Source organism: Comamonas sp. 4034, from assembly GCF_050434545.1.
In the GTDB taxonomy this organism is placed as follows: domain Bacteria; phylum Pseudomonadota; class Gammaproteobacteria; order Burkholderiales; family Burkholderiaceae_C; genus Comamonas; species Comamonas odontotermitis.
In genome coordinates this window covers 1-22,704 of sequence record NZ_JBNDIT010000033.1, presented here as the reverse complement: position 1 = coordinate 22,704, position 22,704 = coordinate 1, and the positions used below count along the sequence as shown (strand labels likewise).

17 protein-coding genes and 1 pseudogene are annotated in these 22,704 nt (G+C 63.2%); 9 read left to right on the top strand and 9 right to left on the bottom strand.

Annotation, left to right across the window (positions count from 1 at the left end; translation table 11 throughout):
• Window positions 1-339 precede the first annotated feature (339 nt).
• Window positions 340-1,257, bottom strand: coding sequence for an inositol monophosphatase family protein (locus ABIE32_RS20940; RefSeq protein ID WP_224149723.1), 918 nt, complete (start codon window positions 1,255-1,257; stop codon window positions 340-342).
• 162 nt (window positions 1,258-1,419) lie between these two features.
• On the opposite strand from ABIE32_RS20940, the gene ABIE32_RS20935 reads away from it, so the two are divergent.
• Together ABIE32_RS20935 and cysE are read left to right on the top strand one after the other, a co-directional pair.
• A complete protein-coding gene (locus ABIE32_RS20935) occupies window positions 1,420-2,232 on the top strand; it encodes an RNA methyltransferase (RefSeq protein ID WP_429019075.1) in 813 nt (270 codons plus the stop codon).
• Between the two features lie 40 nt (window positions 2,233-2,272).
• A complete protein-coding gene (gene cysE, locus ABIE32_RS20930; RefSeq protein ID WP_224149721.1) occupies window positions 2,273-3,052 on the top strand; it encodes a serine O-acetyltransferase in 780 nt (259 codons plus the stop codon).
• Window positions 3,053-3,106: 54 nt separating this feature from the next.
• On the opposite strand, the gene ABIE32_RS20925 is transcribed toward cysE, so the two are convergent.
• Window positions 3,107-3,553 carry a winged helix-turn-helix transcriptional regulator gene (locus ABIE32_RS20925; RefSeq protein WP_429019071.1) on the bottom strand — a complete coding sequence of 149 codons (447 nt, stop codon included), beginning with the start codon at window positions 3,551-3,553 and terminating at the stop codon, window positions 3,107-3,109.
• 183 nt (window positions 3,554-3,736) lie between these two features.
• Here ABIE32_RS20925 and ABIE32_RS20920 point away from each other — a divergent pair, with 183 nt between their 5' ends.
• Window positions 3,737-4,936 carry an MFS transporter gene (locus ABIE32_RS20920; protein ID WP_429019068.1) on the top strand — a complete coding sequence of 400 codons (1,200 nt, stop codon included), beginning with the start codon at window positions 3,737-3,739 and terminating at the stop codon, window positions 4,934-4,936.
• A 250-nt stretch (window positions 4,937-5,186) separates the two neighbouring features.
• Here ABIE32_RS20920 and miaA read toward each other — a convergent pair whose 3' ends face one another.
• Together miaA and gdhA are read right to left on the bottom strand one after the other, a co-directional pair.
• Window positions 5,187-6,215, bottom strand: coding sequence for a tRNA (adenosine(37)-N6)-dimethylallyltransferase MiaA (gene miaA / locus ABIE32_RS20915; RefSeq protein ID WP_429019066.1), 1,029 nt, complete (start codon window positions 6,213-6,215; stop codon window positions 5,187-5,189).
• A gap of 228 nt (window positions 6,216-6,443) precedes the next feature.
• On the bottom strand, window positions 6,444-7,790 hold the full coding sequence (gdhA, locus tag ABIE32_RS20910; RefSeq protein ID WP_224149719.1) for an NADP-specific glutamate dehydrogenase: 1,347 nt from the start codon (window positions 7,788-7,790) through the stop codon (window positions 6,444-6,446).
• Window positions 7,791-8,270: 480 nt separating this feature from the next.
• Here gdhA and ABIE32_RS20905 point away from each other — a divergent pair, with 480 nt between their 5' ends.
• The 4 genes from ABIE32_RS20905 (at window position 8,271) to ABIE32_RS20890 (ending at window position 13,347) form a co-directional block, all read left to right on the top strand.
• Window positions 8,271-8,891 (top strand): MarR family winged helix-turn-helix transcriptional regulator, encoded by a 621-nt coding sequence (locus tag ABIE32_RS20905; protein ID WP_429019064.1) that lies wholly within the window; start codon window positions 8,271-8,273, stop codon window positions 8,889-8,891.
• Complete coding sequence (locus tag ABIE32_RS20900; protein ID WP_429019063.1) at window positions 8,888-10,393, top strand: efflux transporter outer membrane subunit; 1,506 nt, start codon at window positions 8,888-8,890, stop codon at window positions 10,391-10,393. The genes ABIE32_RS20905 and ABIE32_RS20900 overlap by 4 nt, the downstream gene beginning before the upstream one ends.
• Window positions 10,394-10,487: 94 nt before the next feature.
• A complete protein-coding gene (locus ABIE32_RS20895; RefSeq protein WP_429019061.1) occupies window positions 10,488-11,729 on the top strand; it encodes an HlyD family efflux transporter periplasmic adaptor subunit in 1,242 nt (413 codons plus the stop codon).
• Between the two features lie 52 nt (window positions 11,730-11,781).
• Window positions 11,782-13,347 carry a DHA2 family efflux MFS transporter permease subunit gene (locus ABIE32_RS20890; protein WP_224149715.1) on the top strand — a complete coding sequence of 522 codons (1,566 nt, stop codon included), beginning with the start codon at window positions 11,782-11,784 and terminating at the stop codon, window positions 13,345-13,347.
• Window positions 13,348-13,492: 145 nt separating this feature from the next.
• Here ABIE32_RS20890 and ABIE32_RS20885 read toward each other — a convergent pair whose 3' ends face one another.
• Both ABIE32_RS20885 and mutL read right to left on the bottom strand, forming a co-directional pair.
• Window positions 13,493-15,763, bottom strand: coding sequence for a hypothetical protein (locus ABIE32_RS20885; protein WP_429019059.1), 2,271 nt, complete (start codon window positions 15,761-15,763; stop codon window positions 13,493-13,495).
• A 145-nt stretch (window positions 15,764-15,908) separates the two neighbouring features.
• Window positions 15,909-17,966 (bottom strand): DNA mismatch repair endonuclease MutL, encoded by a 2,058-nt coding sequence (mutL, locus tag ABIE32_RS20880; protein WP_429019057.1) that lies wholly within the window; start codon window positions 17,964-17,966, stop codon window positions 15,909-15,911.
• A gap of 111 nt (window positions 17,967-18,077) precedes the next feature.
• On the opposite strand from mutL, the gene ABIE32_RS20875 reads away from it, so the two are divergent.
• Window positions 18,078-18,725: a VTT domain-containing protein gene (locus tag ABIE32_RS20875; protein ID WP_184711208.1), complete on the top strand. Its 648-nt coding sequence runs from the start codon at window positions 18,078-18,080 to the stop codon at window positions 18,723-18,725.
• Window positions 18,726-18,916: 191 nt separating this feature from the next.
• Here ABIE32_RS20875 and ABIE32_RS20870 read toward each other — a convergent pair whose 3' ends face one another.
• Both ABIE32_RS20870 and tsaE read right to left on the bottom strand, forming a co-directional pair.
• Entirely contained in the window at window positions 18,917-20,506 is a 1,590-nt protein-coding gene (locus ABIE32_RS20870) for an N-acetylmuramoyl-L-alanine amidase (protein ID WP_429019081.1), read from the bottom strand.
• Window positions 20,507-20,610: 104 nt separating this feature from the next.
• Complete coding sequence (gene tsaE, locus ABIE32_RS20865; protein ID WP_224149712.1) at window positions 20,611-21,108, bottom strand: tRNA (adenosine(37)-N6)-threonylcarbamoyltransferase complex ATPase subunit type 1 TsaE; 498 nt, start codon at window positions 21,106-21,108, stop codon at window positions 20,611-20,613.
• A gap of 180 nt (window positions 21,109-21,288) precedes the next feature.
• Here tsaE and queG point away from each other — a divergent pair, with 180 nt between their 5' ends.
• Window positions 21,289-22,332: a tRNA epoxyqueuosine(34) reductase QueG gene (queG, locus tag ABIE32_RS20860; RefSeq protein ID WP_429019078.1), complete on the top strand. Its 1,044-nt coding sequence runs from the start codon at window positions 21,289-21,291 to the stop codon at window positions 22,330-22,332.
• A 163-nt stretch (window positions 22,333-22,495) separates the two neighbouring features.
• On the opposite strand, the pseudogene ABIE32_RS20855 reads toward queG, so the two are convergent.
• A pseudogene (locus tag ABIE32_RS20855) lies at window positions 22,496-22,612 on the bottom strand (pantoate--beta-alanine ligase); the annotation flags it as partial.
• Between the last annotated feature and the right edge of the window lie 92 nt (window positions 22,613-22,704).

Here is a 22,704-nt window from a genome sequence, read left to right as displayed (position 1 = left end):
CCAGTTTGTGGTGCGGTACTTGCGCCGACCCCAGTTCGTCTCACTCATCATCCGAGCCTACTACCGCTGCGGCCCGGATTTGTGCAACAAAGCCAGTCGTTACGCGCAAACAACATTCAAGTAGCGTAGATGAAAGCGTAGGAAATGAAAGATCAGAGCCCATTTAGCTATAGAAAGACCCCGATGCATCATTGGCCCGAGCGCTGAAGAAAAATCCCCCTTCTTGGCGGCGAATTGTGTTTGGCAACTGTGCGGGCTATGGCAACTGCATGAAAAAAGCCCACGGGCCAATGCAGGGCCTGCGGGCTTTTGCCGTTATTTTGCAGTCGGTGCGAAGGCTTATTCGGCCTTGCCGTCTTCCTGGGCCTGGCCTTCTTCGGTTTGCGGAGCGCTTTCTGCAGTGTCGTTTTCCAGCGACTGGCGTACAGCGGCCTTGTCGCCAGCGCCAGCGAACTTGCTGTATTTGGTCAGCACGGGCACCAGTTGACCATAGATGCGGGGGGAACCCGCCAGGATTTCGCGTTGCTCCAGAAAGTCGGCTTCACCGGTGAAGTTGCCGACCAGGCCGCCGGCTTCGGTCACCAGCAGCGAGCCTGCCGCCACGTCCCAGATGCTGAGGCCGGCTTCAAAGAAGCCGTCGCTGAAACCGGCAGCCACGTAGGCCAGGTCCAGTGCTGCAGCGCCAGGGCGGCGTACGCCGCTGGTGCGTTGCATCACATCGCCCAGCATGGCCATGTACTGCTTGAGGTTGTCGCCAGGGCGGTAGGGGAAACCGGTGGAGATCAGGCTGTCACGGAGCATGGTGCGCTTGGAGACGCGGATGCGGCGCTCATTGAGGAAGGCACCACGGCCACGCGTAGCGGTAAACAGGTCATTGCGGGTTGGGTCGTACACCACGGCCTGCTCGATGCGGCCGTTCACCGCCAGCGCGATGCTTACGCAGTACACGGGAAAACCGTGGATGAAGTTGGTGGTGCCGTCCAGTGGATCGATGATCCAGATGTGGTCGGAATTGCGGTTGCCGTACTCGTTGCCCGATTCCTCGGCCAGGATGCCGTGGCCGGGGTAGGCGGTCAGCAGGGTTTCGATGATGGCTTGCTCGGCCTGCTGGTCCACCTCGGTCACAAAGTCGTTCACCTGTTTGGTCGACACCCGCACCGCTTCCACGTCAAGCGCGGCACGGTTGATGATGGCGCCTGCGGCGCGAGCGGCCTTGATGGCCATATTGAGCATGGGGTGCAGGGAGGAAGACGACATAAATTGTGTGGGCGTAGTAGGTGGCAGCAAAGACGCTGCGGGACGCTGGGGCAAGAGCAATCGGTGATCGGCGCCGGCGATGCGGCAGCGACAATAGGGGGCAAATTGTACCCGTGCGCAAAAAATCGCGCTTGGGACGACCGAATTTGGATTCCGATTTCTATGAAAACCCGCTTTGTCCTGATCGAAACCAGCCACGCTGGCAATGTGGGCGCTGCTGCCCGCGCCATCAAAACCATGGGTTTTGACGACCTGGTGCTGGTGCGCCCTCGCTGGAGCAATGTGCTGCGCAAGGAAGAAACCATTCAGCGTGCCAGTGGTGCCCTGGATGTGCTGGCCAACTGCCGCATCGTGGAGACGGTGGAGGAGGCGCTGGAGGGTATAAGCCACCTGTGCGCCACTGCGATGACGCCCCGCGACTTCGGCCCGCCCGCCCGTACTCCACGTGCGCATTTTGAGATGCTATTGAAAGGAGAGCTGGTGGCGCAGCAGGATGGCGGAAAGCAGCCTGTCTTGCCTGCAGCGAATGCGGTAGGTGAGCCCTCAGCCGGGTTGAGCGGCGAGACCGGCATTGCCTTTCTGTTCGGCTGCGAGCGCTATGGCATGGCCAATGAGGATGTGTATCGCTGCCACGTGGCGCTGTCGATTCCGACCAACCCCGATTTCGGCTCGCTCAATCTGGCTTCGGCCGTGCAGGTGGTGGCCTATGACTGGCGCCAGGCCCTGGGCGGCTATGCCGTGCAGGATGCAGCCGTGCACGGCGAGCGTGCCGATGCGCAACAGGTGGCCGGCATGCTGGCGCACTGGCAGCAGGCTCTGGTCGAGGTTGGCTTTCTCGATCCCGATGCGCCCAAGAAGCTGATGCCGCGCCTCAACCAGATGTTCAACCGCGCGCAACTGACCCAGGAGGAAATCCACATACTGCGTGGTGTTGCCAAGGCCATGCTGCGCACGGCAGAGGCCGCAAGCCGCTAGACTGCGGGACTTCCCCTACAAAAACAGACTCCACGCTTCCATGTTTGACCGCCTGCGCTCCGATATTCAGTGCATCCTGGACCGCGATCCTGCGGCCCGCAGCCGCTGGGAGGTCATTACCTGTTATCCCGGCCTGCATGCCATCTGGCTGCAACGCCCCGCGCATTGGTGCTGGAACCATGGCCTCAAGTGGACGGGGCGCTTCATCTCGCATCTGGCGCGCTGGTTCACGGGGATCGAAATCCACCCTGGCGCGCAGATCGGTCGCAATGTCTTTATCGACCACGGCATGGGCGTCGTCATTGGCGAGACGGCCGTGGTGGGCGATGGCTGCACCATCTACCACGGCGTGACCCTGGGTGGCACTACGCTCTACAAGGGTGCCAAGCGCCACCCCACGCTGGGCAAGGATGTGGTGGTGGCTGCTGGCGCCAAGGTGCTGGGCGGCTTTGAGGTGGGCGACGGCGCCAAGATCGGCAGCAACGCCGTGGTCATCAAGCCGGTGCCTGCAGGGGCGACGGCTGTGGGCATTCCTGCCCGCATCATCCCGTCCAAGGAAGGCGCCAGCGCCGATGTGACCGAAGCCCCGACAGACCGGAAGTTTGCCGCCTACGGCGTGACGCAGGAAGACGACCCGCTCTCCAAGGCCATGCGCGGCATCATCGACAGTGCCGCCGGGCATGAGCAGCAGATCACCATGCTCTGGGCAGCCATCGAGAAGCTGTCGGTGCAAAGCAAGGTGGGCGACTGTGTGCCGTGCGACGCCCAGCGCGAGGCCGAGTTCGAGGCCAAGAAGCTGAGCGACCTGGTGGGCAAGTAAGGGGCGCTGCCGTCCCATTTCAGGCCAGGCATTGCTTGCCGGGGGAGGCGTGCCTTAACCTGGCTTGCGCACCACTGCATCGTCTGGCAGGAGTTCCTGGCCGCTCTCCAGGTGCGGCGCCATGCGCTGAATGGGCGCGCCCGTGCTTTTTTCCACCAGAACGGAATGCGCCTCGCCGGGCGCGAACAGCTCGCTCTCCCCCCATTGCCTGAGCGCCACCACCACCGCAAAGAGGCGCTTGCCTTTGTCCGTCAGCACGTATTCCTGGTAGGCGCTGCCGTCTGACGCGGGCTGCGTCTGTAGGATGCCGGCATTCACCAGCTTGCGCAGCCGGTCGGACAGGATATTGCGCGCAACGCCCAGGCTGCGCTGAAAGTCTCCGAAGCGCTGCGCGCCATCAAAAGCATCGCGCACGATGAGCAGCGACCAGCGGTCGCCCACGGCATCCAGTGCGCGCGCAACCGGGCAGGTTTCTTGGTTTGGGGGGGCAGTGGTGGGCATGGGCGCTTCGATGGGTTGCAATGCTGCGGGCTTTGTAGTTGCATTTTAAAACTACTCTGCATAGAATGCATCTGGTTTTGTTTTGAAACTAGATTTTTGAAAGAGTGGTGCAAGATGAAAGTTCAGCCTTGCCAGCCTCACCAGTTTTCCGCGGGGCAAGTGCCGCAGACATGCGATCAACCTATGGGCATGCCTGCTGCCCTGGTGCTGCTTTTTGCGGTGGCCAGCGGCATGAGCGTTGCCAACGTCTATTACGCGCAGCCCTTGCTGGATGCGCTGGCGGAGGAGTTCCACATCAGCTACGCCGCTGTGGGCGGCGTGGTCACCGCGACGCAGATGGGCTGTGCGCTGGCTTTGCTGTTGCTGGTACCGTTGGGTGACCGGCTTGATCGGCGTCAACTGATGGCCTGGCAACTGGCAGGCCTGGTGATGGCCCTGCTGGTGGTAGGCGCTGCGCAGACTTCGGCAATGTTGATGGCTGGCATGCTGGCCGTCGGCTTGCTCGGCACCGCCATGACGCAGGGCCTGATCGCCTATGCCGCCAGCGCGGCCCAGCCCCACGAGCAGGGCCGCGTGGTGGGCAGCGCGCAGGGCGGGGTCTTTATCGGCTTGTTGCTGGCGCGCGTCTTTGCCGGGGCGGTGGGCGATGCAGCGGGCTGGCGCGGGGTCTATTTCAGTTCGGCAGCCATGATGGTGGTCATTGGCCTGCCCCTGTGGTGGCGCCTGCCTTCCTTGCCCCTCAAGCCCCACCCGCTCGGCTATCTGCCATTGATCGCATCCATGGGCGGTCTGCTGCGCCGCGACCGGGTCTTGCAGGTGCGGGGCATGCTCGCGATGTTGATGTTTGCCGCTTTCAGCATCTTCTGGAGCAGCCTGGTTCTGCCACTGCGGGCGGCGCCCTTTGGCTATTCGCACACGATCATCGGTATGTTCGGGCTGGCCGGAGTGGCGGGGGCCCTCGCTGCCGCGCGGGCAGGGCGCTGGGCAGACCAGGGTTTTGCGCAGCGCAGTTCCGCAGCTGCGCTGGTGGTGCTGCTGTTGGCGTGGCTGCCGTTGGGGGCTCTGGGCTGGGCGCCTGGCTCCGCTTGGGCACTGTGGGCGCTGGTGCTGGGCATTGTGCTGCTGGACCTGGGTGGACAGGCCTTGCATGTCACCAACCAGAGCCTGATCTTCCGCCGCCAGTCTGGCGCGCACAGCCGCCTGGTGGCCGCGTACATGCTGTTCTATGCCGTAGGCAGCGGCCTGGGCGCCATCAGCGCCACTGCCATTTACGCGCATGCTGGCTGGCGCGGTGTGTGCATGCTGGGCGCTGCAGTCAGCGCCGCAGCCCTCGTGTTCTGGTGGCTGACGCGGCGGTATATGGAGGTGGAGGCGGTCGGCTGATGCCGGCTGGCTCGCTGGCCAGGGAGGCTGCAAGCAGTCAGTGCTATATTTTTTGAATGCCTCGCGCTTGCTGCATAAGCGCCATGAGGCATTTTTTCTAAGAGCCGCTAACACAACCCTTGATACGTCGTTGCTTCGTCGGGGGCGCCCAGCCTTGTCGTACGTCTGTACTGCCTGCGGCTTCGCCTAACGCGGCCCGGCGCCTCGTCTCAACCGCAAATCTACGATTTGCTGGGTTGTGTTAGCGGCTCTAAATCCTGCCGGATGAAGCGAGCTGCTGCCGTGCGGCTGCCAGCCATTGCTCCTGCTCAGGGGGGGTGTCGCAGGCAATGGTGTGGCGCTGCGGCATGCTGCGCAGCCAGGTGATTTGCCGCTTGGCCAGCTGGCGGGTGGCGGCGATACCGCGCTCGCGCATGTCCGCCCACAATGCGGGCGGCACATCGGCCTGGTTGGCCACGCTGATGCCCTGCGCAGCGCAGGAGTCGAGCATTTCCCACATCTGGCGGTAGCCTACGCAGCGCATCGAGGGCAGATGCAGGTGCAGGTCGCCGCGCGCACGCAGCTGGAGCATTTCGGCCAGAAAGTTCTGGGCCAGCATTTGGTCGTAGCGCAGGGCAATGCGTTCGTGCAGCCAGGCGCGCTCGGCGGGCTCCAGGCTGAAGAGCTGAAAGCCAGGAGCCAGTTGCAGCAGTGGCGAAGGGCGTTTTTCCTGCGCATGGAAATAGGAGAGCGGCTTGCCCGTGATGCGCCACACCTCCAGCGCGCGCTGCACCCGCTGGCTGTCGCCGGGGGCCAGGCGCTGCGCGGTCGCGGGGTCTACCTGGGCGAGCAGTGCATGCATGTGCGGCCAGCCGTGCGCGGCGGCTTCGGCATCCAGTGCGGCGCGCACGGCGGCGTCGGCTGCAGGCATGTCGTCGATGCCGTCCATCAGCGCCTTGAAGTACAGCATGGTGCCGCCCACCAGCAGGCTCACGGCGCCGCGCTGGTGAATCTGCGCAATCAGCGCCAGCGCATCGCGCACAAACTCGGCGGCGCTGTAGGAATCCAGCGGGTCGCGGATGTCGAGCAGGTGGTGCGGGATACCGGCCTGTTCCTCGGCGCTGGGCTTGGCCGAGCCAATGTCCATACCCCGGTAGATGAGGGCGGAATCGACGCTGATGATCTCGACTGGCCGCACGCCAGCCAGTTGCTGCGCCAGCGCAATGGCGGCACCGGTCTTGCCAGAAGCGGTAGGGCCAGCCAGGCCCAGGCACAGAGGGGAGTCAGCAGCGATTGGCACGGTGGATCAGCAAGAAAAAGATTGCCAGCGCACTGGGTGCGAGCGCAGGCAGCTATCAATTCGTGAGTAAGGCGGAACCGCCAGTGTAGAGCCAAAATGGAGCCCACAGCGATACTGCCTTAGGGCCTGCGGTGTTGAATAGCAAAATGCCCCCGGCGCTGGAGGGCGCCGGGGGCATTGAGCAAGTGATTGCCTTCGGGCGAAGCGCCCTGGGCAGTGAGCTGTGGTTTACAGCACGCCTTGCGCCAGCATGGCGTCGGCCACCTTCACGAAGCCGGCGATATTGGCGCCGTCGATGTAGCTGACGGTGCCGTCTTCGCGCTTGCCGTACTTCACGCACGCCGCGTGGATGCCTTCCATGATCTGGAACAGGCGCGCGTCCACTTCCGAAGCGGGCCAGCCCAGGCGCAAGGCGTTCTGGCTCATTTCCAGGCCCGAGGTGGCAACACCTCCAGCGTTGGATGCCTTGCCGGGAGCGTACAGCACGCCCGCTTTCTCGAAAGCCTTGGCAGCTTCGATCGTGCAAGGCATGTTGGCGCCTTCGGCTACGCACAGCACGCCGTTCTTGATCAGCTCCTGCGCGTCGGCCAGGTGCAGCTCGTTCTGCGTCGCGCAGGGCAGAGCCACATCAGCCTTGATGAACCAGGGCGTCTTGCCTTCAAAGTACTGCACACCGGCAACCTGCTTGGCGTAGTCGGCCACGCGGCCATAGTGCTTGTTCTTGACTTCCATCAACTTGATCAGCTTGTCGCCGTCAAAGCCTGCGGGGTCGTAAATGGTGCCGCTGGAGTCGGATGCCGACACCACCTTGGCGCCCAGTGCCATGGCCTTGTCGATGGCGAACTGCGCCACATTGCCCGAGCCTGAGACGGAGACGGTCAGGCCTTCGAAGCCCTTGCCCTGGGTCTTGAGCATTTCCTGCGCAAAGTAGACCGTGCCAAAGCCGGTGGCTTCGGGGCGGATGAGCGAGCCGCCAAACGACAGGCCCTTGCCGGTGAAGACGCAGTCGGCACGGTTGGCAAGCTTCTTGTACATGCCTGCCATGAAGCCCACTTCGCGGCCACCCACACCGATGTCGCCTGCAGGCACGTCGGTGTCGGCGCCTACGTGGCGGAAGAGTTCCGACACGAAGGATTGGCAGAAGCGCATCACTTCGGCTTCGCTCTTGCCCTTGGGGTCGAAATCGGAGCCGCCCTTGCCGCCGCCCATGGGCAGGGTGGTCAGCGCGTTCTTGAAGGTCTGTTCAAACGCCAGGAACTTGAGCACCGACAGGTTGACCGAGGGGTGAAAGCGCAGGCCACCCTTATAGGGGCCGATGGCCATGCTGTGCTGGATGCGGTAGCCGCGGTTGACCTGCACCTTGCCGTGGTCGTCCACCCAGCTCACGCGAAAGCTCACCACGCGCTCGGGCTCGACCAGGCGCTCCAGCAGGCTGTGTTCGGCGTACCGTGGGTTTTTCTGGATGAAGGGCCACAGGCTCTCCATCACTTCGGTGACGGCCTGCAGGAACTCGGGCTGGCCGGGGTTGCGCTGTTCGACGTAGGCGAGAAATTGCTCCAGGGACTGGTGTTGCATGGACAGATCTTTCAAGGGCTAGGGCCGGAATGCACCGTTTTTGTACGGTTGCCGGAGGTATGCACAGCGATGGTGCGTCATCGCACTAAAACGGACATTATGCCGAATCTGCATGCGCTGATGCATAAAGTAAAAAGTGTCCTGCGCAATGCGTATGGAAACCAGGGCTTCAAATGAAGGCGTCACTACGCTTTGTGGGTTTTGGTGGGGCGATGCTTGCCGCTGCTCAATGGCTGGAAATGCCCTGAAACAGTGCATTCCGGGTGATCAAGGTGGAAATGGGTGAGGCATGGAGTTGGCCGACAAGAACCCAGAACAGGTGCTGTCGCCGAGGTGCCGCAGCTCGTCAGAAAGGCGGATGCTGCGCCGCACAAATCTGATATCCGGTCAGGGTCTTTTACAAGACATGATATTGCCTAGGCAATGAATGATTGCATAATCATTGCGTTGTAAATAATTTCATATGAAAGAGGTTTGCGCATGTCTGATCCCCGCGTGCAAGACCACGGCCCGGATGACAGCGACAGCGATTCGCTGGAGGCGGGCTGCCCGTCGATCGAGCCGATCAAGGCCGCCAATTTCCCCTGCTGGTTGATGCGCATCATCTCTACGGTGGTGCGCGCCGAAGTGGATCGCCGCATGGAGCCGCTGGGTTTGACCCAGGCGCAGTGGATTCCCGTTCTGCGACTGGCGAGCGGCGAGGCGCAGACTGCGGCTGATCTGGCGCGCAGCACCATGCAGACACCGGGAGCCATGACGCGCCTGGTGGACCGCCTGGTGGAAAAAGGCATCATCGAACGCGAACGCAGCACCGACGACCGCCGCGTGGTGCGCCTGCGGCTCACCGAAGAAGGCATGCGCGCTGCGGTGCAGGTGCCCGACATCGTCAAGAGCGTCAATCACGCGGCGCTCAGCCCGCTGGCGCCTGATGAGCTGGCCCAGTTCCAGAGCTATCTGCGCCGCATCTATGAAGCCATGCCCCAGACCTTGAACAGTGAGATGTGCCTGCCCGACGCCAACGGCCCATGCCACGCCGCAGCAGGCACAGCAGACACCACCACCGATACCCCCAGCACGCCCGGCAAGGAGAGGGCCTTATGAATCGCAGTTTTCCTCTTTATGCACGAAATCGCCAGCTGGCGCTTTCTGCCATTGCGCTTGCAGCTACTACTTTCATAGCTGGATGCGCCGATATGGGTGGCATCCACACCGAAGCCTCCGCACGCTCTCCGCAGTCGCTGGGCTTGGTGGTGGAGCCGTCTGCTGCCGACCAGGCCGCAGCCGTGGCGCCGGTCGATGCACGGTGGTGGACGGCCTTGGGCGATTCGCACCTGAACCAGTTGGTGGAGACGGCGCTGGCAGACGGGCCGAGCCTCAAGGTTGCCGAGGCCCGCATTCGCAAGGCCTGGGCCATGGCCCAGGTGAGCGACGCAGCCGACGGCCCGCAGGTGAACGGCCAGGCCACTGCCAACCGCAACCATGCACCGGCCAACGGCCTGATTCCGCCGCCAATTGCCGGCCACAACTACAGCACTGCAGAGGCGCGGATCAACGGAAGCTGGTCGCTCGACCTGTTTGGCAAGCACCGCGCGGCGCTGGACGCTGCGGTGGGCTCTGCCCGCGCAGCGCAGGCCGATCGGGATGCCGCCCGCGTGCTGCTGGCCAGCAACGTGGTGCAGGCCTATGTGCAACTGTCGCGCTGGCAGGCGCAGGAAACGGTGGCCGAACGGGCCATTGCCCAGCGTGAACATACCCTCAAGCTGGTACGCGACCGCTACAGCGCAGGCCTCGATACCACCCTGGAAGTGCGCCAGAGTGAAAGCGGCGTGCCCGAGGCGCGCGTGCAGCTGGAACAGGTGCGCGAGCAAAAGCACCTGGCGCAGAACGCACTGGCGGCGCTGGTGGGCCAGCCCGGAAACGGACAGAACCTGCAGGCGGCCCCGATTGCCAGCCTGAAACTGCCGCAGTTTCCGCAGCAGCTGTCTGCCAGCCTGCTGGGCCGCCGCGCCGACGTTGTGGCTGCGCGCTGGCGCGTGGAAGCCGCAGACAGGAGCATTGCCGAGGCCAAGGCGGAGTTCTATCCGGACATCAACCTGACGGCCTTCATCGGCCTGTCGAGCATCGGCTTCAACAATTTTGCCAAGACCAATGCACGTGAATGGGGCGTGGGCCCGGCGCTGAGCCTGCCGATCTTTGACTCAGGCCTGCTGCGTGCCAACCTGCGCGGCAAGTCGGCCGATTACGACGTGGCGGTGGAAGGCTATAACCAGGCCGTCATCAATGCCGTGCACGATGTGGCCGACCAGATTGCCTCCGCGAAGTCGGCCTATGCCCAGTTGCCCGAGCAGCGCAAGGCAGCCGACGCGGCGCAAAGCGCGCTCGACATCGCCAACCAGCGCTACGCCGCAGGGCTGGGGACCTATCTGAACGTGCTGTCGGCCGAAACGAATGTGCTGGCCCAGCGCCGCCAGTCGGTCGATATCGAGGCACGCATCCTGCAGACCAACGCTGCGCTGGCCCAGGCGCTGGGCGGTGGCTACAGCGATCCGGAGCCGTCAGCAGCCGCCATCGACACCGCAGCCAGCCAGAAGAAAGCCAGCTGATCCAACGTCCGGATAACAGCGATATCGATACCGCGTACCGCACCCATAAGCAATACCGGGGTGAGCCCCCGGTCCAAAACCGCAACGCAACACCATGTCAAACACCAACGCTCCCGCTTCCCAGACCGCCGCACCACAGGCTGAACCGGTCACCGCATCTTCCAGCCCTCGCAAGAAATGGCTGTTCCGCCTGACCGGCCTCGTCGTCGTGCTGGGCGCCGCCTACGGCATCTACGACTGGATGGTGAACAGCCATTTCGAGGAAACCGACAACGCCTACGTACAGGGCAATATCGTGCAGATTGCGCCGCAGACGGCAGGCACGGTGCAGTCCATCATGGCCGACGACACCGACTATGTGAAGGAGGGCCAGATCATGGTGCGCCTGGACCCGGCTGACGCCAAGGTGGCGTTTGAGCAGGCCAAGGCCAACCTCGCCCAGGCCGTGCGCCAGGTGCGCACGCTGTATGTGAACAACGGCTCGTACACCGCCCAGATCGCTCAGCGCCAGGCCGAAGTCTCCAAGGCCAGGAACGATCTGGCCCGCGCCCAGAACGACCTCAAGCGCCGCCAGGCACTGACCGGCAACGGCGCCGTGTCCAAGGAAGAGTTGAGCCATGCGCAAAGCCAGGTGGATACCGCACAGGCCGCCGTTACCGCAGCGCAGGCTGCCGTGAGCACTGCGCGCGAGCAGTTGGCCAGCAACCAGTCGCTGACCGAAGGCATCAGCGTGAACGAGCACCCCAATGTGCAGGCAGCGGCTGCCAAGGTGCGCGAGGCCTATCTGGCCATGCAGCGGGTGGAGCTGGTCTCGCCCGTCTCGGGCGTGGTCGGCAAGCGCTCGGTGCAGGTGGGCCAGCGCGTGGCGCCCGGCACGCCGCTGATGACCGTGGTGCCGATGAACCAGCTGTGGGTGGAAGCCAACTTCAAGGAAAACCAGCTGCGCAACCTGCGCCTGGGCCAGCCCGTCAAGATGACGGCCGACCTGTATGGCAAGAAGATCGAATATACCGGCACGGTGGAAGGCCTGGGCGTGGGAACCGGCTCGGCCTTCTCGCTGCTGCCCGCGCAGAACGCCACAGGCAACTGGATCAAGGTGGTGCAGCGCGTGCCGGTGCGCATTGCGCTCGATCCCAAGCAGCTGGAAGCGCATCCGCTGCGCGTAGGTTTGTCGATGCTGGTGGACGTCGATATCCAGAACCAGGATGGCAAGCTGCTGGCCGAAGTGCCGCGCAAGGAGCCGCTGGTGCAGACCAATGTGTATGACGTGCAGGACAAGGGCGCTGACGCGGTGATTGCAGAAGTCATCACCAACAACGCCGGCAAGCACCTGTAAGCGCGCCATTGATTGACTAGGGGCGGCCCGCAGGGCGGCCCGAGGATGCGTTATGGCAACTTCCAATCCCACATTGCCGCACCCGCCGCTCGAAGGCTCGGCGCGGCTCATTGGCACCCTGGCACTGTCGGCTGCAGTGTTCATGAATGTGCTCGACACCTCGATTGCGAATGTGTCGCTGCCTGCAATTGCGGGCGACCTGGGCGTCAGCGCCAACCAGGGCACCTGGGTGATCACCAGCTTTGCCGTGGCCAATGCGATCTCGGTGCCGCTCACTGGCTGGCTGTCGATGCGCTTTGGCCAGGTGCGGCTGTTCATGCTCAGCGTGGTGCTGTTCGTGATCTCGTCGTGGCTGTGCGGCCTGGCGCCCAACATGAGTTCGCTGATCGCCTTCCGCGTGCTGCAGGGCTTTGTGGCAGGGCCCATGATTCCGCTGTCGCAGTCGCTCCTGCTGGCCAGCTACCCGCGTGCCATGGCGGGCACGGCCATGGCCTTCTGGTCGATGACCACCCTCATCGCGCCGGTGATGGGGCCGCTGCTGGGCGGCTGGATCACCGACAACATGAGCTGGCCGTGGATCTTCTACATCAACGTGCCCGTCGGCATTCTGGCGGTGTTCGCCACCTGGCTCATCTTCCGCCACCGAGATACGCCGCGCAAGGCGCTGCCTATCGATGCGATTGGCCTGGGGCTTCTGGTGGTGTGGATCTCGGCCATGCAGATCATGCTCGACATCGGCAAGGAGCACGACTGGTTCCAGTCGCCGATGGTGGTGGCCTGCGCGGTGACTGCCGTGGTGGGGTTTGCCTATTTCCTGATCTGGGAGCTGGGCGACAAGCATCCGGTGGTTGATCTGCGCCTGTTCAAGAACCGCAACTTCTGGGCGGGCACGCTGGCCATCTCGGTTGGCTACGGCCTGTTCTTTGGCAATGTGGTGCTGCTGCCGCTGTGGCTGCAGCAGTTCATGGGCTATACCGCAACTGACGCGGGCATGGTGATGGCGCCGGTGGGCCTGCTGGCCATGGTGCTGTCGCCCGTGGTGGGCAAGACGATCCATAAGGTCGATCCGCGCCGCTATGCGACAGCGTCGTTCCTGGTGTTCGGCATCGTGATGTGGATGCGCGCGCGCTTCAATACCCAGGTCGACTTGACCACCATCATGATTCCTACCATCGTGCAGGGCATTGCCATGGCGGGCTTCTTCATTCCCTTGATGACGATCACGCTCAGCGAAATTCCGCCCGAGAAGATGCCCAGCGCGTCGGGCCTGTCGAACTTCGTGCGTATCACTTGCGGTGCGGTCGGCACCTCGATTTCAACCACGCTGTGGGAGCGCCGCGCCAGCCTGCACCATGCGCAGCTGGTGGAGCACATCACGCTGGGCGATGGCCCGACGGCGCAGGTGGTGCAGGGCCTGCAGGCCACAGGGCTGAGCCTGCAGCAAGCGCTGGCTCAGGTGGACCGCATGGTCAACCAGCAGGCATTCATGCTGGCGGCCAACGATATCTTCTGGGCCTCGTCGGTGCTGTTCCTGCTGCTGATACCGCTTGTATGGCTGGCCAAGGGCCCCAAGGGCCATGGCGGCGGTGGCGCCGATGCGGCAGCGGCTGCGCATTGAGGCACGGAGACAGTGGAATAAGCTGTTGGTGCAGACGGTACCAACGCAGCCACAGCAATAAACCAGAAGAGCGCCGGAGGCGCTCTTCTTTCTTGTGTGCTACACGGACGGCATGGCCCGTTTACCGCCTTGGTGCAGACGGTGTTCAGCCTTTGCGGCCTGCCGCCTGCATACGGCGTGCTGCGGCCAGCACCAACAGCAGGCCCAGCGCCGCCAGGGCCAGTGCATGCAGGCCTGGCACCGGTGCCGGAGTGGGCGCTCCAATGACAGACAAGGTCAGTGTCACCACAAACACGGCACCTTGCTGGCTGATGGCGGGTGCCGCCCATTGGTAGCCCGCAGGGGCTGCTGGCAAAGCGGCCGGGTCGACCGCCAAGTTGCAACTGTTGCCAGCGGCAACGGTGTGCGATGCAGGAGATGCCGACAAGGTACCTGTTGCACCTACGGTCAACCCTCCCATGGGTACAGCAGCGGCGGGCGTGCAGGTCAAGGCATAGGCAATGGTCGCGCCTGCCATGCCCTGCAGTTGCTGGGCGGATGCGCCGACTATCGATCCTGTGACAGAGACTGTGGTTTGTACCGCCGTTGTGACCTGGGCCTTGTTGTTGGTCAAGGTTACCTCGGTCCCCGAGGTGGACACGGCCGGCGCCGCAGTCAACGCAGCCTGGCTGGCAGACGCAGTGAATTTCACCGTATAGGTAGCGCTTGCCAGTGCAGCGAGCGAGCCCAGGTTGCAGTTGCCCGGCGTACAGGCTACGGCAGAGCCGCCTGTGCTTACCTCCACCAGCGTTGCTCCGGCAGGCAGGAAGTCTGCCAGCGCCACATCCAATGCGGCAGCCGTCTCGCTCAGATTGGCGAGGGTCAGGTCGTAGCTCACCGTGTCACCCGCATTCACGACGGGTGGCAATGCCGTTGCGCTGAGGGCCAGCTCAGGGGCGCTGCACACGACGGTGGCAGCTGCGACGTCGTTGGTCTGGCCCTGGTTGGTGCTGAACTGTTTGCTGGTGCCCGGTTCGATGCGCAGTTGGGTGCTCTGGCTGGCCGTCTTGATGCAGGCATTGCTTGCGATATCGGTGGTGTCTGTCCAGGTGACAGGAAGCACAATGGTGCAGGTCTGTCCAAAGCTGAGCGTCATGCCAGTGACGCCGAAAGCCCCGGTTGCATTGTTCTGGCTGGCAGCGCCCCCGTAAGGCATGCCCATGCAGGTACCGCCCACACTGCCAGCAAACGCCAGATGGGTGGGCAGCGTTGCTTCAACACGGCCGCCAGTGACGGGTGGCAGTGCGGACAATTGTTCGTTTTTGACGGTGAGCGTGATGGTGGCTGCTGGTATGGCCAGCGTCACATTCTGCGTTGCGGGGCTGGCCGCAATGGATGCATTGCCGCCGCACGAACCACCTGCCAGCGCCGCATTGACAAACGCCTGGCCCACGTTATGGCCATTGCCTGCGTAAGGGGCCTGGCCGGTGTTGTACTGCATTGAGGCTGTATTGACATTGTCAAATGGCGAGATATCTACCACGCCAAACAGGCAGGTTCCGTTGCCGCTATAGACCTGCGAGCCGGGGAAGAAGGTGCCGTAGGCGCTGTTGGGATTGCCATTGACGGTAAAGAGCCTGTTGTCGGGAGGAACGTTGTCAATACCCAGAAACGCGCCACCTGCAAAATCCGGCAATAGCGAACTGAAGGAGGCCTGGTAAGGAGATGTGGTGTTGAGCGGATTGATCACGATTCCATAGAGGCCAGTCAACGCGAGGCCAGGTGCAACGCTGGCCACGGCGGGCTGAAGCACCGTGTCCTTGAAGCGGGCCATGTTCTGGTGAGGGGGCGATGCTGGAGCGTTTCCCTGGCCGTTGTCGCAACACGAATCGACAAAGAACAGCATCGCATTGGGCTTGAGCTCCGCATCCTGCATGATGCTGGTGAGCAGGTCGTAGTTGGCCTGCAGTGCGGTGTAGTACGTGGTGCCGACCACCACGAGGTCATAGCGGCCGCCATCTGCCGCACGGAAACTCTCCCGCTGCAGCAGCCGGGCCGGATCAGATGCAGCCCCTGGCACAGAAGCAGTAACCTGCGGGCCGCTTTGGTCAATCACGCGCACCAGTGCGCCTGATGTGGCAGTGCTCTCGCGCACTGACAGAATGCCGTAGCGGTAATCAACCAGCGGTGCGGGCGAAATCAGCGAGGCTGGAGCGGGAGTGGTGGCCGGGTTCACCCAACCGAAGGCGATGGCGAGGTTGTCGTTGGCGATTTGACCGTCGGCCTTCAGCGGGCCTTGCGAAGGATCGCCCGGCACGCCTTCATGTGTGGTGAGCACCAGAATCTTGGCCGGTGCTGCCTGGGCCTGCGCAAAGGCCATCGACAAAAAAAGAGCTGCGAACCAACGCAGCCAGGGCCAGTTTAGGAAGAAGGGCATGAAACCCAAAGTTTCAATGCCCCTCAACCCATTGACTACATGGGATTTTTTCATTTTCCACTCTATTTACAAATACAGATATATGTAATGTAGCAGTAACAAAAAAATTAATGCAATTAATGATCTAGTGGAAAAACAACAAGTATCAACGTCCCCGCAAGAACAAGCCGTCCAGCTCCTTCATCGTCAATTGCCGCCATGTGGGCCGCCCGTGGTTGCACTGGTCGGAGCGTTCGGTGCGTTCCATGTCGCGCAGCAGGGCGTTCATCTCGTCGATGGTGAGCTGCCGGTTGGCACGCACAGCACCGTGGCAGGCCATGGTGCCCAGGATTTCGTTGCGCGCCCGCTGCACCACGGTGCTGGCGTCATGCTGGGCCAGCTCAGCGAGCACGCTGCGGGCCAATTCGACCGGGTTGCCTTGCGCCAGTGTGGTGGGCGTTGCGCGCACGGCCAGCGTTTTGGGCGAGAAGGGGACGATCTCCATGCCCAGCTGCGCCAGCGTTTCGGCGTTTTCCTCGGCGGTTGCCACTTCTTCGGGGGTGGCAGAGAAGGTGGCGGGGATCAAAAGCGGCTGGCTGGAGATGGCGCTGCTGGCATCACCGTCATCCAGCTGGCTTTTGAGCCGCTCGTACACGATGCGCTCGTGCGCGGCGTGCATGTCGACGATTACCATGCCCTGGGCGTTCTCCGCCAAGATGTAGACACCATGGATCTGCGCCACCGCGCGGCCCAGCGGCCAGGGGTTTTCGGCAGATTCCGGCGGCAGCGTGGGGACCAGTTGCGGGCTGGCGGGCTGTACGGCCCATGCGGTCGATGCCTCCTGTGCGCGCCACGCGGTCGGGGTACCAGTCTGGGGCGGCATTGTGGACGATGGAGATTGCAAACCTGCAGGTGTCCGGTCTGCCTGGCCCCACAGCACGGCGGCCTGTTGCAGTGCCTGGGCGCCATCAAGGCGAGGCGTTGCTTCAAAATATATAGCGGTTTGCGCTTGTGGAGAAAGCGTTGAAGGGCGCTGAGGCTCCAAAACGCCAGCATCGGCAGCGGCTCCTGCCGCAGAGGTGGACGGCGCATCTGCAAGGCCGTGCGCACGTGGTGCGGCCAGGGCGTTTTCCACGCCATGCAGCACCGCCTGGTGCACTTCACGGCTGTCGCGAAAACGCACCTCGATCTTGGTGGGGTGCACGTTCACATCCACGCGCATCGGGTCGATGCTGACGTAGAGCGCATAGACCGGCTGGCGGTTGCCGTGCAGTACGTCTTCATACGCGGCGCGCGCAGCGTGCGTGAGCACCTTGTCGCGCACGAAGCGGCCGTTCACGTAGCAGAACTGCTGGTCGGCGCGGGAGCGGGCCGCATTGGGAACGCCTGCCCGGCCACGCACCAGCACATGGCCGGCGCGGTAGTGCACCACCACCGATTGCTCCAGAAAGTCATGGCCCAATACATCGGCCAGCCGCTTGTCCAGCGCCTGCTGCACTAGTTGCTCACGGGTATCGGCATCGGGCGCGGCATCGAGGTCGGCAGCGCCCAGCGTGGCGCGCCATTGTTCCACCAGCTTGCCTTCGTGCCAGATGGCAAAACCGACCGATGGGCGGGTGAGCGCATGGCGGCGCACGGCCTCGATGCAATGGGCCAGCTCGGTGGCATCGGTCTTGAGGAACTTGCGGCGCGCTGGGGTGCTGAAGAACAGTTCCTTGACTTCCATCGTGGTGCCGGGATTGCGGGCCGCCGGGCGCAGCTCGCCGCTGCGGGCATCGAGCATGTAGGCCGTGTCCTGGTCTTGTGGGCGCGAGAGCACCGCCATCTCCGACACAGAGGCGATGGCGGCGAGCGCCTCACCGCGAAAGCCCATGGTGGCCACCGATTCCAGATCGTGCAGGTTGCGGATCTTGCTGGTGGCGTGACGGCGCAGGGCAATCGGTAGTTCTTCGCGGGGAATGCCGCAACCATCGTCTTCCACCGTGATCAGGCGCACGCCGCCTGCCAGCAGGCGCACCGTGATGCTGGTGGCGCCCGCATCGAGCGCGTTGTCCACCAGCTCGCGCACGACGGAGGCCGGGCGTTCCACCACTTCCCCTGCGGCAATCTGGCTGACCAGCTCGTCGGGCAGATCCTGAATCTGGCGGCGCGGCTGTACCGTGGTGCCGGTCAATGTGGGCGCATCCTGGCTTTCCAGCGTCTGTTCGTTCGTTTCTGCAGTCATAAAGGGATTTTAAGAAGCTGGCGCCACCATTCGCGGTAAAGTGCGCGCTGTGCTATCCAAGTCATAGCGCTGGCAACTGTTGCCTTATCTGATCGCTCTGAAGGACGTGTTTTGGAAATCGTGATGCATCTGGTCGACTTCATTTTGCATGTCGACAAGTACCTGGAAGCTTTTGTAACCACCTACGGCATGTGGGTGTATGCACTGCTGTTTTTGATCGTGTTCGTCGAGACCGGCGTGGTGGTGATGCCGTTTCTGCCGGGCGATTCGCTGCTCTTCATTGTGGGGGCCATGTGCGGTGCGGGGCTCATGAGCTATCCGTTGGCCACGGCAATCCTGTTTGCAGCGGCTTTTCTGGGCGACCAGTGCAATTACCAGATCGGCCACCATCTGGGGCCCAAGGTGTTTCAGTGGGAGAACTCGCGCTGGTTCAACCGCAAGGCCTTTGACAAGGCGCATGCGTTCTATGAGCGCTATGGCGGCATCACCGTGATTCTGGCGCGCTTCATGCCCTTCATCCGCACCTTTGCTCCGTTTGTGGCCGGGGTGGCGCGCATGAACCGCGCCAAGTTCGTTGCCTACAACCTGCTGGGCGCACTGATCTGGGTATTTGGCATCTGCACGGCGGGCTACTTCTTCGGCAACATGCCCTGGGTCAAGGCCAACCTGGAAAAAATCATCTGGGGTCTGATTCTGATTCCTGGCCTGCTGGCCATCTTTGGCGCCTGGCGCGCCGGCAAGAACGAGCAAACCGCTTGAAGCGCTGCCTTCGGGCTGCATGAACAGCAGAGCACGCAGCGCACGCCAGCCTTGGGTTGCAGCGATGAATATGCTGAGAATCGAATGCTAGAAGGCGCTAAACGCTCTTGTTTTAATAGCGAAAGCGTGAAATGCAAAAAGGAGCCGAATGGCTCCTTTTTCGTGGCAAGGCCGACGGCCTTTATGCCTTGTCAGACCGTCCGGTTGCGCGCGAGCGGTGGGTTCTTGGCAAAGTAGGCCTGAATGCCTCGCATCATCGCATCGGCCAGCTGGTTCTGGTAGGCAGTGGTGCGCAGCTTGGCTTCTTCTTCCGGGTTGGAGATGAAGGCTGTCTCGACCAGCACGCTGGGGATATCGGGCGCCTTGAGCACGGCAAAACCGGCTTGTTCCACACGCGGCTTGTGCAGGCGGGCAAAACCGCCCAATTGCTGCAGCACGTGGGAGCCAAGCTTGAGGCTGTCGTTGATCTGCGCGGTGGTGCTCATGTCGAGCAGGGCGCGCTGCACATGGGCATCCGCATCGCCCACACCTGCCACGTTCAGGCCGCCGATCAGGTCAGACTGGTTTTCCTTGTTGGCCAGCCAGCGCGCGGCTGAACTGGTGGCGCCGCGCTCGCTGAGCGCAAACACGCTGGCGCCGTTGGCCGAGGGCTTGGTGAACGCATCGGCGTGGATGCTGATGAACAGATCGGCCTGCACACGGCGAGCCTTTTCGACGCGGGTGCCCAGCGGCACGAAAAAATCGGCGTCGCGCGTCATGAAGGCGCGCATGGGATTGCCGCCGACGCTGGAGTTGTTGATGCGCTCGCGCAGCATGTGGCCGATCTTGAGCACGATGTCTTTCTCGCGCGTGCCGCTCGGGCCGGTGGCGCCCGGGTCTTCGCCGCCGTGGCCGGGATCGAGCGCCACGATGATGAGCCGGTCGGTGCGCGAAGCAGGCCGATTGCGGGCCGGGGCCGGAGTGGGCGCGGGCGCAGGGCTGGGCACAGGCGCGGGTCTGGGGGGCGGCGGTGCCACGGGGGCCGGAGGAGGCGCCACGGCCACCACGGTGGGGGGAGGCGTCGGCGTGGCAGGCCGGTTGCCGCTCTTGGCGATCAGCTCGCCCAGCGGGTCCACCTCCGGGGCTGCCGCCACGGTGGCAGGCGGTGGAGTCTGCACGATGGTTCCGGTCACTGCGGGCATCGGCGGATCGCCCGCCATCGCGGCTGCTACCGATGGCGCCACGGTGGATGGCTGGGGAGGCATGGGCGCGGGCGCGGCCGCCACGGCGGTGCTGCGCCCTTCCAGCAGGCGCTCTGCAATCAGGCTCTCGAGCGGGTCGGCAGGCTTTGCCGGATACAGGTCAAGCACCAGGCGATGCTGGTAAGGCGCAAATGGCTTGAGCGTGAACACCTGCGGCGAGGCATCGTGCTTGAGGTCGATCACCAGGCGGACCACCTGGGGCGAGTTCTGCCCGACGCGGATGCCTGCAATGTTCGGGTCGTCGGAGCGCACCTTGGCAACCAGTTCTCGCAGCGCAGGGTTCAGGTCGATGCCTTCGATGTCGACCGCCAGGCGCGGCGGTGTGGGCACGAAGCGCTGCTCCGTCTTGAGCGGCACGTCCGATTCGATGGTGACGCGGGTGTAATCCTTGGCGGGCCAGACGCGCACGGCCACGATGCTGGCGCCAAATGCGAGCTGGCCGCTGCCCAGCAGCATGACCAGACTGCCGCCACCGCGCAGAAGATTGCGGCGGGAGAGGCCGGGCCGCGCTAGGCCGGGCCGCGCCAGGCCGGACTGCATTGTTCCGCGCGATACGGCGGCGTCATAGGCAGCATTGCCTCCCACATCATGGTGGAGAGGACTGGCGGACAGGGATGGAGTCGGGACAAATTTTGGGGTGTCGCTCACGCTGAAAACCCTTGGAGAATGGATGCGCCAGTGGCGGTGTTCGCTTGCAGCGTCACACGCCTTTCTGATTCATCAATCGCTTCAATACTGATAGCTACATCTGCAATAGGCGTTACCGCTGCAGCCTTTTCCGGCCATTCTGCCACTTTCAGGCCAGGGCTTGCAAAAATATCCCGAAAGCCCGCATCTTCCCACTCGCGGGGATCGTCGAACCGGTAGAAGTCGAAGTGCGAGATGGGAAAGCCTGCGCCTTCGTGCGGCTCCACCACGGCATAGGTCGGGCTTTTGATGCGGCCCTGCACCCCCAGCGCGCGCAGCAGGTGGCGCACCAGCGTGGTCTTGCCCGCGCCCAGGTCGCCGTGGAGGGTGATATAGGCGTTGGCAAGGGCTGGCTGCGCAGCCAGCGTTTGTGCAAAGGCGGCGGTATCGGATTCGTCACGCCAGACACATGCATGGCTGGGAAAGCGGGGGCTGGCGGTGGTGTCGGTGCTCATGCTGGCGATCCAATGATTTGAAATTTTTTACAATGATGACCCATGGAAACCAGGACTTGCGCAAAAAAGGATGCACAACAGGCATCTTCCTCCGTGAAATGTCTTGCTTGATTCGAATTTGCGTCCATTGGGGAAATGTGGAAAGTCATGGAACAGGCCAATCAACAGCTGCTTGAGCAGATCGACGGGTGGGCGCGCGAGCTGGGATTCTCCCAAATCGGCGTGGCCGGCGTGGATTTGTCGGCTGCTGAACCCGGATTGATGCAGTGGTTGCAAAAAGGTTTCCATGGCGAGATGGCCTACATGGCCGCGCACGGGTTGAAGCGCGCCCGCCCGGCTGAATTGGTGCCGGGAACCGTCAGCGTCATCACCGCGCGCATGGATTATCTGCCGCAGGGCACGCCCGATGGCTGGCAACAGATCGAATGGCAACGCCAGGCCCGTCCAGGTGAGGGCGTAGTGAGCATCTATGCCCGGGGGCGCGATTACCACAAGGTGCTGCGCAACCGGCTGCAGAAGCTGGCCGAGCGCATCGATGCGGCTGTGGGTGCCATGCAGCACCGCGCCTTCACCGATTCTGCCCCCGTGCTGGAGGCGGAGCTTGCCAGCCGCAGCGGCCAGGGTTGGCGTGGCAAGCACACGCTGGTGCTGAGCCGCGACGCGGGGTCGATGTTCTTTCTGGGTGAAATCTTTATCGATCTGGCGCTGCCGCCCACCGAAGCGGTGACACCGCACTGCGGCCAGTGCAGCGCCTGCATCGATGCCTGCCCGACCGGCGCCATCGTGGAGCCGCATTCGGTCGATGCGCGGCGATGCATCTCGTACCTCACGATCGAGCTGCATGGCGCTATCCCCGAGGAGTTTCGCGCGGCCATCGGAAACCGTATCTACGGCTGCGACGACTGCCAGCTGGCCTGCCCTTGGAACAAGTTTGCCCAGCGCGCGAGTCTTCCCGATTTTGATGCGCGCGGCGCATTGCTCGATCAGCAACTGCCGCACCTGTTTGCCTGGGACGAGGCCACATTCCTGCGCATTACCGAAGGCAGTCCCATCCGCCGCATCGGGCACGAACGCTGGCTGCGCAATGTGGCCGTGGCCCTGGGCAATGCCTGGCGTGCGACCGGCGATGCGCGTTATGCCCAGGCCCTGACTGCGCGCGCCGACGACGCCAGCGCTCTGGTCCGCGAACATGTGGCCTGGGGTTTAAGCCAGAACAGCGCATAGCGGCCACCAGGAAAGCGCCTGTAGCTTGGCGACCCTCTGCAAAACCCTTGATGGGGTCTGAATGCGATCTGGAGCGATCCGCTGCAAGAGCTTCTTCAGCTCGCTCATAAGCGCAATCGCCCTGACGGGCGCATGGTGCAAATGTCTGGGCTTCCCTCCGTTTCTAGAATTCCAGACAGTCAATCAATCGCGTGCTGCCCAAGCGTGCAGCGCCAAGTGCCACCAACGGAACCTCCCGCATCCCCTCTTGCGGCGGAAGCAAGTTCTCGCGCATGCGAACGGCCTTGTTGCATAAATCGGTTTGGGACTGAGTCTCCCCAAACCCCAGACGTAGTTATGCCACGGCCACCGTTTGGGGCGTGCCCAGCTCGG

What these genes read in the sequence shown, in the direction of transcription:
- ABIE32_RS20940 (WP_224149723.1), bottom strand. Translation starts at nt 1,257, where the DNA reads ATGTCGTCTTCCTCCCTGCACCCCATGCTCAATATGGCCATCAAGGCC.
- ABIE32_RS20935 (WP_429019075.1), top strand. Translation starts at nt 1,420, where the DNA reads ATGAAAACCCGCTTTGTCCTGATCGAAACCAGCCACGCTGGCAATGTG.
- cysE (WP_224149721.1), top strand. Translation starts at nt 2,273, where the DNA reads ATGTTTGACCGCCTGCGCTCCGATATTCAGTGCATCCTGGACCGCGAT.
- ABIE32_RS20925 (WP_429019071.1), bottom strand. Translation starts at nt 3,553, where the DNA reads ATGCCCACCACTGCCCCCCCAAACCAAGAAACCTGCCCGGTTGCGCGC.
- ABIE32_RS20920 (WP_429019068.1), top strand. Translation starts at nt 3,737, where the DNA reads ATGGGCATGCCTGCTGCCCTGGTGCTGCTTTTTGCGGTGGCCAGCGGC.
- gdhA (WP_224149719.1), bottom strand. Translation starts at nt 7,790, where the DNA reads ATGCAACACCAGTCCCTGGAGCAATTTCTCGCCTACGTCGAACAGCGC.
- ABIE32_RS20905 (WP_429019064.1), top strand. Translation starts at nt 8,271, where the DNA reads ATGTCTGATCCCCGCGTGCAAGACCACGGCCCGGATGACAGCGACAGC.
- ABIE32_RS20900 (WP_429019063.1), top strand. Translation starts at nt 8,888, where the DNA reads ATGAATCGCAGTTTTCCTCTTTATGCACGAAATCGCCAGCTGGCGCTT.
- ABIE32_RS20895 (WP_429019061.1), top strand. Translation starts at nt 10,488, where the DNA reads ATGTCAAACACCAACGCTCCCGCTTCCCAGACCGCCGCACCACAGGCT.
- ABIE32_RS20890 (WP_224149715.1), top strand. Translation starts at nt 11,782, where the DNA reads ATGGCAACTTCCAATCCCACATTGCCGCACCCGCCGCTCGAAGGCTCG.
- ABIE32_RS20885 (WP_429019059.1), bottom strand. Translation starts at nt 15,763, where the DNA reads ATGCCCTTCTTCCTAAACTGGCCCTGGCTGCGTTGGTTCGCAGCTCTT.
- mutL (WP_429019057.1), bottom strand. Translation starts at nt 17,966, where the DNA reads ATGACTGCAGAAACGAACGAACAGACGCTGGAAAGCCAGGATGCGCCC.
- ABIE32_RS20870 (WP_429019081.1), bottom strand. Translation starts at nt 20,506, where the DNA reads ATGCAGTCCGGCCTGGCGCGGCCCGGCCTAGCGCGGCCCGGCCTCTCC.
- tsaE (WP_224149712.1), bottom strand. Translation starts at nt 21,108, where the DNA reads ATGAGCACCGACACCACCGCCAGCCCCCGCTTTCCCAGCCATGCATGT.